Origin of the sequence: Streptomyces sp. NPDC127100, assembly GCF_042724095.1 — a bacterium.
Lineage (GTDB): Bacteria > Actinomycetota > Actinomycetes > Streptomycetales > Streptomycetaceae > Streptomyces.
This window is the reverse complement of record NZ_JBHXFL010000001.1, coordinates 354,671-369,432: the sequence shown is the minus strand read 5'-3', so window position 1 is coordinate 369,432 and position 14,762 is coordinate 354,671. Positions and strand designations below refer to the sequence as shown.

Below are 14,762 nucleotides of genomic sequence, written 5' to 3'. Positions count from 1 at the left end.
CGGGGGCTGTGCCGGGGGGCCGTCCTGAGTACCGTTCCCGTTCGGGCGCCGTGCAGCCTGCGCACCGGTGGTGTCACGCGGCGCCCCCGCGGCAGGGCGGGCGGAGAGACGGACCGGGGAACGGGGCGGAATGGACGCGCACGACACAGGCTCGGACGCCCGGCGGGAGCCGGACGGGCCGGACCGGTCCGCCGGCCCGTCCGCCCCGGGTGCCGGGCCGTCCGACGGGCCTCCCCGTACGGGGGTCGCCGCGCTCTCCCCGCGCTACCAGGCAGGTGCCGTGCTCGCGCTCGCCGTCGTCGCGGCCGCCGTCTGCGCCCACATCGGACTGACGTTCCTGCACGTCGCCCCGGCGAACACCCTGTCCACGAAGCACGGCTCCGTGGTCGACGCGTGGATCTACCCGGAGTTCGAGCAGAACTGGAAGCTCTTCGCGCCCAACCCGCTCCAGCAGAACATCTCCGTCCAGGTCCGCGCCGAGGTGGCCACGGCGGACGGCGGGATACGGACCACCGGGTGGTACGACCTGTCCGCGGAGGACGGCCGGGCCATCGACGGCAATCCGCTGCCGAGCCACACCCAGCAGAACGAGCTGCGCCGGGCCTTCGACTTCTACGTCGCCACCCACGACTCCGACAACCGCCCGGTGGGCCTGCGGGGCACCCTGTCCGAGTCCTACCTGCGCCGTGTCGCGGTGCTGCGCCTCGACCGGAACGACGCCGCCGGACCGGGCGGCGCCGTCCGGCGCGTTCAGTACCGCTCCCGGACGACCGACGTGCCGCCGCCCGACTGGAGCGGTGAGAAGGTCTCCGACCGGCCGGTGTACCGGGAGCTGCCCTGGTGGCGGGTGCCCGCCGGCGAGGCGGAAGGCGGCCTCGCGTGAACGGCCTCGTCCTGGCGGTCTCGCGCGGCATCGCCCGCGTCACCGGGTCCGCGCTCGGCCCGTACCAGACCGCCGTGATCCGCATCGGGTTCAGTGCGACCTGGCTGCTGTTCCTGCTGCGCGAGTTCCCCCACCGCCACGAGCTGTACGGCCCCGACGGGCCCTGGAGCCACGGGCTCGCCGAGCAGCTGATCTCCGACAACGGCGCGTTCACGGCGCTGATGTGGTGGGACGGCGCGGGCTGGTTCGAGGCCGTCTACGCGCTGTCCCTCCTGAGCAGCGTGCTGTTGCTGCTGGGGTGGCGGACGAGGACCGTGTCGGTGCTCTTCATGGTCGGCGTGCTGTCGCTGCAGAACCGCAGCATCTTCATGGGGGACGGCGGCGACAACGTCCTGCACCTGATGAGCATCTACCTGGTCCTCACCCGCTGCGGCCAGGTGTGGTCGCTGGACGCGCGCCGGGCGCGGCGCGCGGCCGGGGCACGCGCGCGCGGTGAGCGCGTCGCCGACCGGACCGGGCCCGCTCTGTGGGCGGCGTTCGGGTTCTCACTGCTCGTGGTGACGCTGGCGGGCCGGCTCGACGGCGACCCGTTCGTCCCGGCGCTGCTGTGGACGGTGTGGTCGGCGCAGGGCCTGTGGTGGGCCGTGGGGCGGTGGGCCAGGAGCGGCGAGCCGCGGATCCTGCTCGACGTAGTCGCCGACATCGTGCACAACGGGGCCCTGCTGGTGATCATGGCGGAGGCCTGCTTGATCTACGCGACCGCCGGCTGGTACAAGATCCAGGGCTCGCGCTGGCAGGACGGCACCGCCGTCCACTACCCCCTTCACCTCGACTACTTCTCGCCCTGGCCCGGCCTGTCCGAAGCGCTGGCGGCCAACGGCACGATGGTCATGCTCATCACGTACGGCACGGTGGCGGTGCAGGTCGCCTTCCCGTTCACGCTGTTCAACCGGCGGGTCAAGAACGTGCTGCTGTTCGCCATGATCACCGAGCACGCGGTGATCGCCGTGGTGCTCGGGCTGCCGTTCTTCTCGCTGGCGATGATCGCCGCCGACGCGGTGTTCCTGCCGACCTCGTTCCTGCGCCGGCTGGGCGGCTGGGCGGCACGCGCCCGGGACCGCCTGGTGCGGCGCGGGGACGGCCGGGGGACGGTGCCGCCGCCCCGTGCCGGCCGGGAGGACGCCGAGCAGGCGCACGTAGGCTTCACGGCATGACCGACCCCGGCCCCGGGCCCCGCCCCGACGCCCTGACCGTCTGGCGCGGGCACGCCGATACGTGCGTGCTGCTCGACGGGTTCCACGCCCTCAAGCACGCGCTGCGCTTCGGGGCCGACGTCCCGGTGGCCGTCACCAGCGACCGCGCGGGCGCCCTCGGCCTCGCCGGCGAGCTGGCGCCGGACGTCCGGGACGTGCTGGACGGGCTGCTGAGCGAGGTGCCGCACGCGGCGTACACGTCCCTCGTCCCGCGTCCGCACCCCACCGCGGTGGCCGCCCTGGCCGTGCGGCCCTCGCGCGAGGCCGGGCTGCGGACGCTGGCGCACACGCCCCGCACCAGCCCCGTCGTGGTCCTCGACCAGCCGCGCAACCTCGGCAACGCGGGCGCGGTGATCCGGCTGGCCGCCGGCTTCGGGGCGACCGGCGTGGTCACCACGGGTCCGCTCGACCCGTGGCACCCCACGGTGGTGCGCGGCGGCGCGGGGCTGCACTTCGCGACCACCGTGGAGCGGCTGGACGTGGCGCTGCTGCCGCCCGGGCCGGTCTTCGCGCTGGACCCGGAGGGCGAGGACATCCGCGGGCTGGAGCTGCCCGACGACGCGCTGCTCGCCTTCGGGTCCGAGCGCAGCGGGCTGTCGGGGGAGCTGCGCGCGCGGGCCGACCACCTGGTGGCGCTGCCGATGCGCCCCCAGGTCTCCAGCTACAACCTCGCGACCAGCGTGGCCATGACGCTGTACCACTGGAGCGCCGGCGGGGGCGCGCCGCGGATGTCCTAGGCCGGGCGCCGGACCTCCACCACCCGGAAGCGGTTGGCGACGAACGCGCCGTCGCACAGGGCCGCGTTGGCCGCCGGGTTGCCGCCGGAGCCGTGGAAGTCGGAGAAGGCGGCCGTCTGGTTGACGTACACCCCGCCGGTGAGGTTGAGGGACAGCTGGGCCGCCTCCTCCAGGCAGACCTCCTGCACGGCCTGCTCGACCTCCGGGTCGGTCGTGTAGGCGCCGACGGTCATCGCGCCCTTCTCCCGGACGCTGTGGCGCAGCAGGTCCACGGCGTGCGTGGCGGAGTCGACGGCGACGGCGAAGGAGACGGGGCCGAAGCACTCGCTGGTGTAGGCGGCCTCGTCGTCGGGCTTGGCGCCGTCCAGCTTGACGATCACCGGGGTGCGCACGACCGCGTCCGGGAAGTCCGGGTTGGTCACCTCGCGGGAGGCGAGGGCGACCTCGCCGAGGCCGGCGGCGGCCTCCAGGCGGGCCCTGACGTCCGGGTTGACGATCGCGCCGAGCAGGGCGTTCGCCCGGGCATCGTCGCCGAGGAGGCCGTCGACGGCGCGCGCCAGGTCGGCGGTGACCTCGTCGTAGGACTTGTCGCCCTGGTCGGTGCGGATGCCGTCGCGGGGGATCAGCAGGTTCTGCGGGGTGGTGCACATCTGGCCGCTGTAGAGGGACAGCGAGAAGGCCAGGTTGGAGAGCATCCCCCGGTAGTCGTCGGTCGACTCGACGATCACCGTGTTGACGCCGGCCTTCTCGGTGAAGACCTGGGCCTGGCGGGCGTTGGCCTCCAGCCAGTCGCCGAAGGAGGTCGAGCCGGTGTAGTCGATGATCCGGATCTCGGGGCGGGTCGCCAGCGTCTTGGCGATGCCCTCGCCGGGGCGCTCGGCGGCCAGCGCGACCAGGTTGGGGTCGAAGCCGGCCTCGGTGAGGACGTCGCGGGCGACCTGGACGGTGAGGGCGAGCGGCAGCACCGCGCGCGGGTGGGGCTTGACCAGGACCGCGTTGCCGGTGGCGAGGGAGGCGAACAGGCCCGGGTAGCCGTTCCAGGTCGGGAAGGTGTTGCAGCCGATGACCAGGCCGATGCCGCGCGGGACCGGCGTGAACTGCTTGGTCAGCGCCAGCGGGTCGCGCTTGCCCTGCGGCTTGGTCCACTCCGCCGTGTCGGGGGTGCGGACCTGCTCCACGTACGCGTAGGCCACCGCCTCCAGGCCGCGGTCCTGTGCGTGCGGGCCGCCCGCCTGGAAGGCCATCATGAAAGCCTGTCCCGAGGTGTGCATGACCGCCTGGGCGAACTCCATCGTCCGGTCGGCGATGCGGGCGAGGATCTCCAGGCAGACCGTCGCGCGCAGCTCCGCGCCCGCGTCGCGCCACGCCTTCTGGCCGGCCTTCATGGCGGGCAGCAGCACGTCGAGGTCCGCGTGCGGGTACTCCACGCCGAGCTCGATGCCGTACGGGGAGACCTCGCCGCCGACCCAGTCGTCGGTGCCGGGCTGGCCGAGGTCGAGGCGGGTGCCGAGCAGGGCGTCGAAGGCGGCCTTGCCCGCGGCCATGTCCAGGCTGCCGTTCTCCCCGTAGGCCTTGGGGTGCTCGGGGTGCGGGGACCAGTACGCGCGGGTGCGGATCGTCTCCAGCGCCTGGTCCAGTGTCGGCCGGTGCCGGTCGATCAGCTGGTGCGCGGTGAGTTCGGCGGCCATGCGGGACCAACTCCTCGTCTCACGAGCTCTCCGTCGAGTCGTGACCTGGGGGGAAACCTGGGCAGAAACAGGCGGACACGGCTAGAGTAACCGAACGATCGGTCGGGACAAGGGGGACCGGCGCATCTGTGGAAAACCCGGTGCGGGAGGATCGCGCACATGACAGCACTCGACCTCAGCAGCCCCGTGGCCGTCGTCGGCACCGGCACCATGGGCCAGGGCATCGCCCAGGTGGCGCTGGTCGCGGGCCACCCCGTACGGCTGTACGACGCGGCTCCCGGGCGGGCCCGCGAGGTGGCCGACGCGATCGTCGCCCGGCTCGACCGACTCGTCGAGAAGGAGCGCCTCACCGCCGCCGACCGCGACGCGGCCCGCGCCCGGCTGACGCCCGCCGGGACCCTCGGCGAGCTCGCCGACTGCGCCCTGGTCGCCGAGGCGGTCCTGGAGCGGCTGGACGTCAAGCAGGAGCTGTTCCGCGCGCTGGAGGACGTCGTCGCCGACGACTGCCTGCTCGCCACCAACACCTCCTCCCTCTCCGTCACCGCCATCGGCGGCGCGCTGCGCGTCCCCGGCCGCCTCGTCGGACTGCACTTCTTCAACCCGGCGCCGCTCCTGCCGCTGGTGGAGGTCGTCTCCGGGTCCGCCACCGACGTCACGTCGGCCACGCGCGCGTACGAGACGGCGCGCGCCTGGGGCAAGACCCCGGTGGCCTGCGCGGACACCCCCGGCTTCATCGTCAACCGCATCGCCCGGCCCTTCTACGCCGAGGCCTTCGCGGTCCACGAGGACCAGGGCGCCGACCCGGCCACCATCGACGCCGTGCTGCGCGAGTCGGGCGGTTTCCGGATGGGCGCCTTCGAGCTGACCGACCTCATCGGGCAGGACGTCAACGAGTCCGTCACGCACTCCGTGTGGCAGGCGTTCTTCCAGGACGTGCGTTTCACGCCGTCGCTCGCCCAGCGCCGCCTGGTCGAGTCCGGCCGCCTCGGCCGCAAGAGCGGGCAGGGCTGGTACGACTACCGGGACGGGGCGGAGCGGCCCGAGCCGCACACCGCCGAGCCGGCCGAGCCGCCCGCGTACGTCGTGGTCGAGGGCGACCTGGCGCCGGCCGCCGAGCTGGTCGCGATGATCGGCGAGGCGGGCATCGAGGTCCGCCGGGAGGACGAGGACAACGGCACGCGGCTCGTCCTGCCCAGCGGCGGCCAGCTCGTGCTTGCCGACGGCCAGACGTCGGTGGAGTTCCGGGACGTCGTCTACTTCGACCTCGCCCTGGACTACCGCAGGGCCTCCCGCATCGCCCTGTCCGCCGCGCAGAGCACCTCCCCGCACACCCTCGCCCAGGCCACCGGCCTGTTCCAGGCGCTCGGCAAGAAGGTCAGCGTCATCGGGGACGTCCCCGGCATGATCGTCGCCCGCACGGTGGCGCGGATCGTCGACCTGGCGATCGAGGCGGTCGCCAAGGGGGTGGCCACCGAGGAGGACGTCGACACCGCGATGCGGCTCGGCGTCAACTACCCGCTGGGCCCGCTGGAATGGAGCCGTCGTCTGGGCGGCGACTGGGCCCGCGCGGTCCTCGACAATCTGCACGAGTGCGCGCCCACGGGCCGCTACGCTCCCTCCCTGGCGCTCTACCGCCACGCGTACGCCGCCGGCAAGCAGGAGGGCAGTTCCTCATGACCACCGCCAGGCGCGACACGTACACGCCCGAGACGCTGCTGTCCGTCGCCGTGCAGGTCTTCATCGAGCGCGGCTACGACGGCACCTCCATGGAGCACCTCTCCAAGGCGGCGGGCATCTCCAAGTCCTCGATCTACCACCACGTCACGGGCAAGGAGGAACTCCTGCGCCGGGCCGTGAGCCGGGCCCTGGACGAGCTGTTCGGCATCCTCGACGAGGAGCACGCGCGCGAGGGGACCGCCGCGGAACGGCTGGAGTACGTCGTGCGGCGCATGGTCGAGGTGCTCATGGCCGAACTGCCGTACGTGACGCTGCTGCTGAGGGTGCGCGGCAACACCGGCACCGAGCGCTGGGCGCTGGAGCGGCGGCGCGAGTTCGACCACCGGGTCGCCGAGCTGCTCAGGGCGGCGGCGGCCGAGGGCGAGGTGCGCGCGGACGTGGAGGTGCGGCTCGCGACGCGGCTGGTCTTCGGCATGATCAACTCGATCGTCGAGTGGTACCGCCCGGAGGGTCCCGACGGCCGTGGCGGCTCGGGCGAGCGCGAAGTGGTGGACGCGGTGGCGCGGTTGGTGTTCGCGGGGCTGCGCGGGACCTCCTGAGCCGGCCCGGCGCGGGCTCCGTGCCGCCGGGGATCAGCCGTGCGGCTCCAGGTCCTCCGTCTCGAACACCAGCAGCGTGCGGGTGCTGAGCACCTCCGGGATGGCCTGGAGGCGGGTGAGGACCAGCTCCCGCAGCGCCCGGTTGTCGGGCGTGTGCACCAGGAGCAGGACGTCGAAGTCGCCGCCCAGCAGGGCGATGTGGGAGGCCCCGGGGAGCTGTCTGAGCTGGGCGCGGACCGTGCGCCAGGAGTTCTGGACGATCTTCAGCGTGATGTACGCCGAGGTGCCGTGCCCCGCGCGTTCGTGGTCGACGCGGGCGCCGAAGCCGCGTATGACGCCGTCCTCGACGAGCCGGTTGATGCGCGCGTAGGCGTTCGCCCGCGAGACGTGCACCCGCTCGGCGACCGACCGGATCGAGGCGCGGCCGTCCGCCTGGAGCATGCGCAGGATGTCCTGGTCGATCGCGTCCAGCGGGCGCGGGGGCGGCGGGGCGCCGGCGTCGTCCGGGCCGCCGGCCTCCCCCGGGCGTTCGGCCATTTGTTCAGATGCCATGCGCCCCCGCCTTCCTACCATGGACGTACTGCGTACATCTCAGGCTGTGGAGAACCGTTTGTCCACAGCCTGGGGGTGCCTGTAGCCAAAATGTGCCGACGACCGAACAATCGGTAGGTGAGGCCCGTCACACCCGTGGCGAGCCAGAAGCCGCTCCCACGAGGAGGTGCCGTCATGACGGTCATGGAGCAGCGGGGCGCGTACCGGCCCACACCGCCGCCCGCCTGGCAGCCCCGTACCGACCCCGCGCCGCTGCTGCCCGACGCGGAGCCGTACCGCGTCCTCGGCACGAAGGCCGCCGAGCAGCTGGACCCCGAGCTGCTGCGCACGCTGTACGCCCGCCTGGTGAGCGGCCGGCGGTACAACGTGCAGGCCACGGCCCTGACCAAGCAGGGCAGGCTCGCGGTCTACCCGTCCAGCACCGGTCAGGAGGCGTGCGAGGTGGCCGCCGCGCTGGTGCTCGAGGAGCGCGACTGGCTCTTCCCGAGCTACCGCGACACGCTCGCCGTCGTCGCCCGCGGAGTCGACCCCGTCGAGGCCCTCACCCTGCTGCGCGGTGACTGGCACACCGGCTACGACCCCTACGAGCACCGGGTCGCCCCGCTGTCCACCCCGCTCGCCACCCAGCTGCCGCACGCCGTCGGCCTCGCGCACGCCGCCCGCCTCAAGGGCGACGACGTGGTCGCGCTGGCCATGGTCGGCGACGGCGGCACCAGCGAGGGCGACTTCCACGAGGCGCTCAACTTCGCCGCCGTCTGGCAGGCACCGGTCGTCTTCTTCGTGCAGAACAACGGCTTCGCGATCTCCGTCCCGCTCGCCAAGCAGACCGCCGCCCCGTCGCTGGCCCACAAGGCCGTCGGCTACGGGATGCCGGGCCGCCTGGTCGACGGCAACGACGCGGCCGCCGTCCACGAGGTCCTGTCCGACGCCGTGCGCCGCGCGCGCGAGGGCGGCGGCCCGACGCTGGTGGAGGCGGTGACGTACCGCGTGGACGCGCACACCAACGCCGACGACGCGACGCGCTACCGGGGCGACGACGAGGTCGAGACCTGGCGCCGGCACGATCCCGTCGAGCTGCTGGAGCGCGAGCTGACCTCGAGCGGCCTGCTCGACGAGGACGGCATCCGCGCCGTCCGCGAGGACGCCGAGACCATGGCCGCCGACCTGCGCGCGCGCATGAACCAGGACGCGGAGCTCGACCCGATGGACCTCTTCGCGCACGTGTACGCCGAGCCCACCCCCCAGCTGCGCGAGCAGCGGGACCTGCTGCGGGCGGAGCTCGCGGCGGAGGCCGAGGCCGGACCAGGACCGGAAGGGACACACCGATGACCACCGTCGCCGTCAAGCCGGCCACCATGGCGCAGGCGCTCACGCGGGCGCTGCGCGACGCCATGGCCGCCGACCCGGGCGTGCACGTCCTGGGCGAGGACGTGGGCACCCTCGGCGGTGTCTTCCGGGTCACCGACGGACTGGCCGAGGAGTTCGGCGAGGACCGCTGCACGGACACCCCGCTCGCCGAGGCCGGCATCCTCGGCACCGCGGTCGGCATGGCGATGTACGGGCTGCGCCCGGTCGTGGAGATGCAGTTCGACGCCTTCGCCTACCCGGCGTTCGAGCAGGTCGTCAGCCACGTCGCCAAGATGCGCAACCGCACGCGCGGCAAGATGCCCCTGCCGCTGACCATCCGCGTCCCCTACGGCGGCGGCATCGGCGGCGTCGAGCACCACAGCGACTCGTCCGAGGCGTACTACATGGCGACTCCGGGGCTCCATGTCGTCACGCCCGCGACCGTCGCCGACGCCTACGGACTGCTGCGGGAGGCCATCGCCTCCGACGACCCGGTGGTCTTCCTCGAGCCCAAGCGGCTGTACTGGTCGAAGGACTCCTGGAACCCGGAGGAGCCGACGCCCGTCGAGCCCATAGGCCGCGCGGTGGTGCGGCGCCCGGGCCGGAGCGCCACGCTCATCACGTACGGGCCGTCGCTGGTGGTCTGCATGGAGGCGGCCGAGGCGGCCCGGGCCGAGGGCTGGGACCTCGAGGTCGTCGATCTGCGCTCCCTGGTGCCGTTCGACGACGAGACGGTGTGCGCCTCGGTGCGGCGGACGGGACGCGCGGTCGTCGTCCACGAGTCGGGCTCCTTCGGGGGGCCGGGCGGGGAGATCGCGGCCCGGGTCACGGAGCGCTGCTTCCACCACCTGGAGGCGCCGGTGCTGCGGGTGGCCGGGTTCGACGTCCCGTATCCGCCGCCGATGCTGGAGCGTCACCACCTGCCCGGTGTGGACCGGATCCTGGACGCCGTGGGGCGCCTGCAGTGGGAGGCCGAAAGCTGATGGCACAGGTGCTGGAGTTCAAGCTCCCCGATCTCGGTGAGGGGCTCACCGAGGCGGAGATCGTGCGCTGGATGGTCGAGGTCGGTGACGTGGTCGCCGTCGACCAGCCGGTCGTCGAGGTCGAGACGGCCAAGGCGATGGTCGAGGTGCCCTGCCCGTACGGCGGTGTGGTCACCGCCCGCTTCGGCGAGGAGGGTGCGGAGCTGCCCGTCGGGGCGCCGCTGCTGACGGTGGCGGTGGGCGAACCCGCCGAAACCGCCGACCTCTCCGCTTCCGCCGCGCCCGCCGGTGGGCGGCCGGCGCGGGACGCGGGCGCCGGTGCCGAGGGCGCCGGTGAGGCGAAGGGCTCGGGCAACGTCCTGGTGGGTTACGGCACGTCCGAGGCGCCCGCGCGGCGGCGCCGGGTGCGGCCGCAGCGGACGGCGCCCGCCGCTCCGGCGGAGCCCGCGCGGGTCAACGGCCGGGCGCGCACCGCCGAGCCGGCGGACGGCCCCGTCCCCGTCATCTCCCCGCTGGTGCGCAGGCTGGCCCGGCAGAACGATCTGGATCTGCGCGAGCTGACCGGCTCCGGCCCCGAGGGGCTGATCCTGCGGGCGGACGTGGAGTACGCGCTGCGTGCCGCCGCGGCGCGGGGCGGCCGTGCGGAAGCCCCGGGCACCGAGGCGGCCGCGCACGCGGCCGGGCTGCCGCAGGCACCGGCCCCCGCCCTCGTGGGAGGGGCGCCCGCCGAGGTCCGCACTCCCCTCAAGGGAGTCCGGGGAGCCGTCGCCGACAAGCTCTCCCGCAGCCGGCGCGAGATACCGGACGCGACCTGCTGGGTGGACGCGGACGCGACGGAGCTGATGCGGGCCCGCACCGCGATGAACGCGGCGGGCGGCCCGAAGATCTCCCTGGTCGCCCTGCTGGCCCGGATCTGCACCGCGGCGCTCGCCCGCTTCCCCGAGCTGAACTCCACGGTCGACACGGAGGCCAGGGAGATCGTCCGGTTCGGCCACGTCCACCTGGGCTTCGCCGCCCAGACGGACCGGGGCCTGGTCGTACCGGTCGTCCGGGACGCGCACGCGCGCGACGCCGAGAGCCTCACCGGGGAGTTCGCCCGGCTGACCGAGGCGGCCCGGGACGGCCGGCTGACCCCGGGCGACCTGACCGGCGGCACCTTCACGCTGAACAACTACGGCGTGTTCGGCGTCGACGGCTCCACGCCGATCATCAACCACCCCGAGGCGGCCATGCTCGGCGTCGGCCGCATCGTGCCCAAGCCCTGGGTGCACCAGGGGGAGCTGGCGGTCCGTCAGGTCGTCCAGCTGTCGCTCACCTTCGACCACCGGGTGTGCGACGGCGGAACGGCGGGCGGTTTCCTGCGGTACGTCGCGGACTGCGTGGAACAACCGGCGGTGCTGCTGCGCACCCTGTGACGGGAGTGCCCGCGCGCACACTCCGGCCGCGCGGGCTCCCCCGCGTTCCCTGTGATCGCGCGGACACGCATACTCGGGGGGTGACCGCGTACGAACCCCCGGGCGAATCCGGCGCAGGCACCGGCCCCGCGCCGGGGACGGCCCCTGCCGTGTACGACGCCGTCGTGCTCGCCGGCGGGGCCGCCCGCAGGCTCGGCGGGGCGGACAAGCCCGGCCTGCGCGTGGGCGGGCGCGCCCTGCTCGACCGGGTGCTCGCCGCCTGCGCCGGGGCCCGCACCACCGTCGTCGTCGCCGATCCCCGGCCCACCGCGCGGCCGGTGACCTGGGCCCGCGAGGAACCGCCCGGTGGCGGCCCGCTTGCCGCACTCGCCGCCGGTCTGCGGCACACCACCGCGGAGCACGTCGTGGTGGTCTCGGCCGACCTGCCGTTCCTCGCCGGACCGACCGTCGGGAGACTGTCGGCGGCCCTCGCCGCGAGCGATGCCGACGGCGTCCTGCTCACCGACGCCGACGGCCGCGACCAGCCCCTCGTCGCCGCGTACCGCGCCTCGGCGCTGCGCCGTGGCATCGCCGCGGCCACCGGCGACCGGCAGGACCCCACCGGGCTGCCGCTGCGCCGGCTGACCGACGGTCTGCGTCTCACCCGCGTCCCCGACGCCGTCGCCTCGTTCGACTGCGACACCTGGGACGACATCGCCACCGCCAGGGCACGGATCAGGGAGCATGGGCACGTGTTGGATGAATGGATCTCCGCAGCCAAGGACGAACTGGGCATCGACCTGGACGTCGACACCCGCGTCCTGCTGGACCTCGCCCGGGACGCCGCCCACGGTGTGGCCCGGCCCGCGGCACCGCTGACCACCTTCCTCGTCGGCTACGCCGCCGCACGGGCCGGGGGAGGCGCCGACGCCGTCGCGGACGCCGCGCGCAAGGCCGCCGCCCTCGCCCAGCGCTGGGCGGAGGAGGCCGCGGCCGCCAGGCCGGACGAGGCCCCCGGGGCCGCTTCCGACACCCGCCCGGACGCCTGATGACCTCCCCCGGCACACGGGCCGACGGGGAGGCGGAGGACCTCCACGTCGAGGAGGCGCTCGCCCTGGTGCGGGAGAAACCCGGCCCCCCGCCCGGCGACCGGAACCCCGCGACCGGCACGCACTCCGGTCACGGCGGGTACCGGGACGACGACGCGCACCCCGGCCACGGCGCGCGCAAGGGCGACGACGCGCACCCCGGCCACGAGACCCACCCCGGCCACGAACAGCACCCGGAGCACCGAGGGCACCCCGGCGGCGACGCACGCGCCGGGCGCCGGGCCGCGGCGCACCGGGCGAGTACCTGGCCCGAGGCCCGGTCGGCCGCCGAGCGCGCCGGCCGGTCCGGCGCCCGCGCGGGCCGCCGCGGCGCGGTCTCCGTGCCGCTCGACGCCGCGCTCGGCCTCACCCTGGCCGCACCCCTCACCGCCCTCACCGACCTGCCCTCCTTCGACACCTCCGCGATGGACGGCTGGGCGGTCGCCGGTCCGGGCCCCTGGACCGTGCGCGACGAGGGCGTCCTGGCCGGGCACGCCGAGCCCGCCCCCCTCACCGACGGCGAGGCCGTCCGCATCGCCACCGGCGCCCGCGTCCCCCTGGACTCCACCGCGGTCCTGCGTACCGAGCACGGCCGCACCGACGAGCGGGGCCGCCTGCACCCCACCCGTGAGACGGTCCACGGCCAGGACATCCGGCCCCGCGGCCAGGAGTGCCGCGGCGGCGACCAGCTGCTGGCCGTCGGCACCTCCGTGACCCCGGCCGTCCTGGGCCTCGCGGCGGCCGCCGGGTACGACACGCTGTCCGTCGTTCCCCGTCCCCGGGTCGACGTCCTGGTGCTCGGCGACGAGCTGCTCACCGAGGGCCTGCCGCACGACGGCCTCATCCGGGACGCGCTCGGCCCCATGCTGCCGCCCTGGCTGCGGGCCCTGGGCGCCGAGCCCGGCACCGTCCGGCGGATCGGCGACGACGCCGACGCCCTGCACCGGGCCGTCACGACGTCCCGGGCCGACCTGATCGTGACGACCGGCGGCACCGCCTCGGGCCCCGTCGACCACGTCCACCCGGTCCTGCGCCGCATCGGCGCCGAGCTGCTCGTGGACGGTGTGAAGGTGCGCCCCGGCCACCCGATGCTGCTGGCCCGCGTCGCGGAGGACCGGCACCTCGTCGGCCTGCCCGGCAACCCCCTCGCCGCCGTCTCGGGGCTGATCACGCTCGCCGAGCCGCTGCTGCGCACCCTCGCGGCCCGCCCGGCGCCGGAGCCGTACACCCTGCCGCTGCGGGACGCGGTGCACGGGCACCCTCACGACACCCGGCTGGTCCCCGTCGTGCTGCGGGGCGAGAGTGCCGTGCCGCTGCGCTACAACGGCCCGGCCATGCTGCGCGGCATCGCGGCGGCCGACGCGCTGGCCGTCGTACCCCCCGGCGGTGTGCGGCCGCGAGAGGAGACCGAGTTGCTCGACCTGCCCTGGGCCACCGGCGGAATCGGAGTGTGTTTCACGTGAAACTTCCGGGCCAGGACGCGATCGCCCGCCAGGCGGACGAGCACCTCATGACCCATCGGGTGAAACTCCCGAGAAAGCTGGTGGAGCACCCGATCCGGCAGGTCGGCAAGCGGCTGTCCCTGGCGCTGGTGGTGCTCCTGGCGACCGCGTTGATCGTCTACGCGGACCACGACGGGTACACCGACAACTCGGACGGTTCCGTCGACCTCCTCGACGCCTTCTACTACGCCACCGTCACCCTCTCCACCACCGGGTACGGCGACATCACCCCGGTCAGCGACGCCGCACGGCTGACCAACATCTTCGTCATCACGCCCCTGCGCGTGCTGTTCCTGATCATCCTGGTCGGCACCACGCTGGAAGCCCTCACCGAGCGCACTCGGGAGGAGTGGCGCCTGAACCGCTGGAGGTCCACCTTGCGCGATCACACCGTCGTCGTCGGCTTCGGTACGAAGGGACGGTCGGCGATCCAGACCGTGTGTGCGACGGGCCTGCGGAAGGAGCAGGTCGTGGTGGTCGACCCCAGCGGTAAGGCGATCGACGCCGCGACGGCCCACGGGTTCGCGGGGGTGATAGGCGACGCGACGCGCAGCGACGTCCTGAACAGGGCCGAGGTCTACCGGGCGAAGCAGATCATCATCGCCACCCAGCGCGACGACACGGCGGTCCTGGTGACGCTGACGGCACGCCAGCTCAACCGCGCCGCGAAGATCGTGGTCGCGGTGCGGGAGGAGGAGAACGCCCCGCTGCTGAAGCAGTCCGGCGCGGACGCCGTGATCACCAGTGCCAGTGCGGCGGGCCGCCTGCTCGGGCTCTCGGTGCTCAGCCCCGCCGCCGGCATGGTGATGGAGGACCTGATCAGCCAGGGCAGCGGGCTCGACCTCGTCGAACGCCCCGTCATAAAGGCGGAGGTGGGCAAGGGCCCGCGCGAGACGGAGGACCTGGTCGTGAGCGTCCTGCGCGGGCACCGGGTGCTCGGGTACGACGACCCGGCCGTCGGCAGACTGGAGTTGACGGACCGCCTGATCACCATCGTCCGGGCGACGCCGGGCAGCCAGGTGGCGCCCGACACCCGCCCGCTGCCCCGCGACTGAGCGC

At 74.3% G+C, this 14,762-nt stretch carries 13 protein-coding genes; 11 read left to right on the top strand and 2 right to left on the bottom strand.

Features of this window, described 5'->3' with window-relative positions; genetic code table 11:
- The first annotated feature begins 130 nt into the window (after positions 1-130).
- Genes ACFWJB_RS01760 through ACFWJB_RS01750 form a run of 3 tightly spaced genes read left to right on the top strand, consistent with a single transcriptional unit; the run spans position 131 to position 2,873 of the window.
- Positions 131-883, top strand: coding sequence for a DUF5819 family protein (locus ACFWJB_RS01760; protein WP_386919617.1), 753 nt, complete (start codon positions 131-133; stop codon positions 881-883).
- Positions 880-2,097: an HTTM domain-containing protein gene (locus tag ACFWJB_RS01755; RefSeq protein ID WP_386919615.1), complete on the top strand. Its 1,218-nt coding sequence runs from the start codon at positions 880-882 to the stop codon at positions 2,095-2,097. Before ACFWJB_RS01760 ends, ACFWJB_RS01755 begins: the two co-directional genes overlap by 4 nt.
- On the top strand, positions 2,094-2,873 hold the full coding sequence (locus ACFWJB_RS01750) for a TrmH family RNA methyltransferase (protein WP_386919613.1): 780 nt from the start codon (positions 2,094-2,096) through the stop codon (positions 2,871-2,873). The genes ACFWJB_RS01755 and ACFWJB_RS01750 overlap by 4 nt, the downstream gene beginning before the upstream one ends.
- Here ACFWJB_RS01750 and paaN read toward each other — a convergent pair.
- On the bottom strand, positions 2,870-4,561 hold the full coding sequence (gene paaN, locus ACFWJB_RS01745; protein ID WP_386919611.1) for a phenylacetic acid degradation protein PaaN: 1,692 nt from the start codon (positions 4,559-4,561) through the stop codon (positions 2,870-2,872). The two genes, ACFWJB_RS01750 and paaN, sit on opposite strands and share 4 nt — an antisense overlap.
- Positions 4,562-4,720: 159 nt before the next feature.
- Between paaN and ACFWJB_RS01740 the strand changes: the two genes are divergently transcribed.
- On the top strand, positions 4,721-6,238 hold the full coding sequence (locus ACFWJB_RS01740; protein WP_386919609.1) for a 3-hydroxyacyl-CoA dehydrogenase: 1,518 nt from the start codon (positions 4,721-4,723) through the stop codon (positions 6,236-6,238).
- On the top strand, positions 6,235-6,837 hold the full coding sequence (locus tag ACFWJB_RS01735) for a TetR/AcrR family transcriptional regulator (protein ID WP_386919607.1): 603 nt from the start codon (positions 6,235-6,237) through the stop codon (positions 6,835-6,837). Before ACFWJB_RS01740 ends, ACFWJB_RS01735 begins: the two co-directional genes overlap by 4 nt.
- Before the next feature lie 33 nt (positions 6,838-6,870).
- Here the strand turns inward: ACFWJB_RS01735 and ACFWJB_RS01730 are convergent, their stop codons facing one another.
- Positions 6,871-7,374: an Lrp/AsnC family transcriptional regulator gene (locus ACFWJB_RS01730; protein ID WP_385466903.1), complete on the bottom strand. Its 504-nt coding sequence runs from the start codon at positions 7,372-7,374 to the stop codon at positions 6,871-6,873.
- A 189-nt stretch (positions 7,375-7,563) separates the two neighbouring features.
- On the opposite strand from ACFWJB_RS01730, the gene pdhA reads away from it, so the two are divergent.
- The 6 genes from pdhA to ACFWJB_RS01700 all read left to right on the top strand — a co-directional run bounded on the left by pdhA (position 7,564) and on the right by ACFWJB_RS01700 (position 14,758).
- Positions 7,564-8,718, top strand: coding sequence for a pyruvate dehydrogenase (acetyl-transferring) E1 component subunit alpha (gene pdhA / locus ACFWJB_RS01725; protein WP_385466835.1), 1,155 nt, complete (start codon positions 7,564-7,566; stop codon positions 8,716-8,718).
- Positions 8,715-9,719 (top strand): alpha-ketoacid dehydrogenase subunit beta, encoded by a 1,005-nt coding sequence (locus tag ACFWJB_RS01720; RefSeq protein ID WP_385466832.1) that lies wholly within the window; start codon positions 8,715-8,717, stop codon positions 9,717-9,719. Before pdhA ends, ACFWJB_RS01720 begins: the two co-directional genes overlap by 4 nt.
- Complete coding sequence (locus ACFWJB_RS01715; protein WP_386919605.1) at positions 9,719-11,134, top strand: dihydrolipoamide acetyltransferase family protein; 1,416 nt, start codon at positions 9,719-9,721, stop codon at positions 11,132-11,134. Before ACFWJB_RS01720 ends, ACFWJB_RS01715 begins: the two co-directional genes overlap by 1 nt.
- Positions 11,135-11,214: 80 nt before the next feature.
- A complete protein-coding gene (locus ACFWJB_RS01710) occupies positions 11,215-12,162 on the top strand; it encodes an NTP transferase domain-containing protein (protein ID WP_385466826.1) in 948 nt (315 codons plus the stop codon).
- Positions 12,162-13,664 carry a molybdopterin molybdotransferase MoeA gene (locus tag ACFWJB_RS01705; RefSeq protein WP_386919602.1) on the top strand — a complete coding sequence of 501 codons (1,503 nt, stop codon included), beginning with the start codon at positions 12,162-12,164 and terminating at the stop codon, positions 13,662-13,664. The genes ACFWJB_RS01710 and ACFWJB_RS01705 overlap by 1 nt, the downstream gene beginning before the upstream one ends.
- On the top strand, positions 13,661-14,758 hold the full coding sequence (locus ACFWJB_RS01700) for a potassium channel family protein (RefSeq protein ID WP_386919600.1): 1,098 nt from the start codon (positions 13,661-13,663) through the stop codon (positions 14,756-14,758). Before ACFWJB_RS01705 ends, ACFWJB_RS01700 begins: the two co-directional genes overlap by 4 nt.
- Positions 14,759-14,762: the final 4 nt, after the last annotated feature.

Excerpts from the sequence above, each read along its gene's own strand:
- ACFWJB_RS01760 (WP_386919617.1), top strand. The coding sequence starts at position 131 with ATGGACGCGCACGACACAGGCTCGGACGCCCGGCGGGAGCCGGACGGG.
- ACFWJB_RS01750 (WP_386919613.1), top strand. The coding sequence starts at position 2,094 with ATGACCGACCCCGGCCCCGGGCCCCGCCCCGACGCCCTGACCGTCTGG.
- paaN (WP_386919611.1), bottom strand. The coding sequence starts at position 4,561 with ATGGCCGCCGAACTCACCGCGCACCAGCTGATCGACCGGCACCGGCCG.
- ACFWJB_RS01740 (WP_386919609.1), top strand. The coding sequence starts at position 4,721 with ATGACAGCACTCGACCTCAGCAGCCCCGTGGCCGTCGTCGGCACCGGC.
- ACFWJB_RS01735 (WP_386919607.1), top strand. The coding sequence starts at position 6,235 with ATGACCACCGCCAGGCGCGACACGTACACGCCCGAGACGCTGCTGTCC.
- ACFWJB_RS01730 (WP_385466903.1), bottom strand. The coding sequence starts at position 7,374 with ATGGCCGAACGCCCGGGGGAGGCCGGCGGCCCGGACGACGCCGGCGCC.
- pdhA (WP_385466835.1), top strand. The coding sequence starts at position 7,564 with ATGACGGTCATGGAGCAGCGGGGCGCGTACCGGCCCACACCGCCGCCC.
- ACFWJB_RS01720 (WP_385466832.1), top strand. The coding sequence starts at position 8,715 with ATGACCACCGTCGCCGTCAAGCCGGCCACCATGGCGCAGGCGCTCACG.
- ACFWJB_RS01715 (WP_386919605.1), top strand. The coding sequence starts at position 9,719 with ATGGCACAGGTGCTGGAGTTCAAGCTCCCCGATCTCGGTGAGGGGCTC.
- ACFWJB_RS01705 (WP_386919602.1), top strand. The coding sequence starts at position 12,162 with ATGACCTCCCCCGGCACACGGGCCGACGGGGAGGCGGAGGACCTCCAC.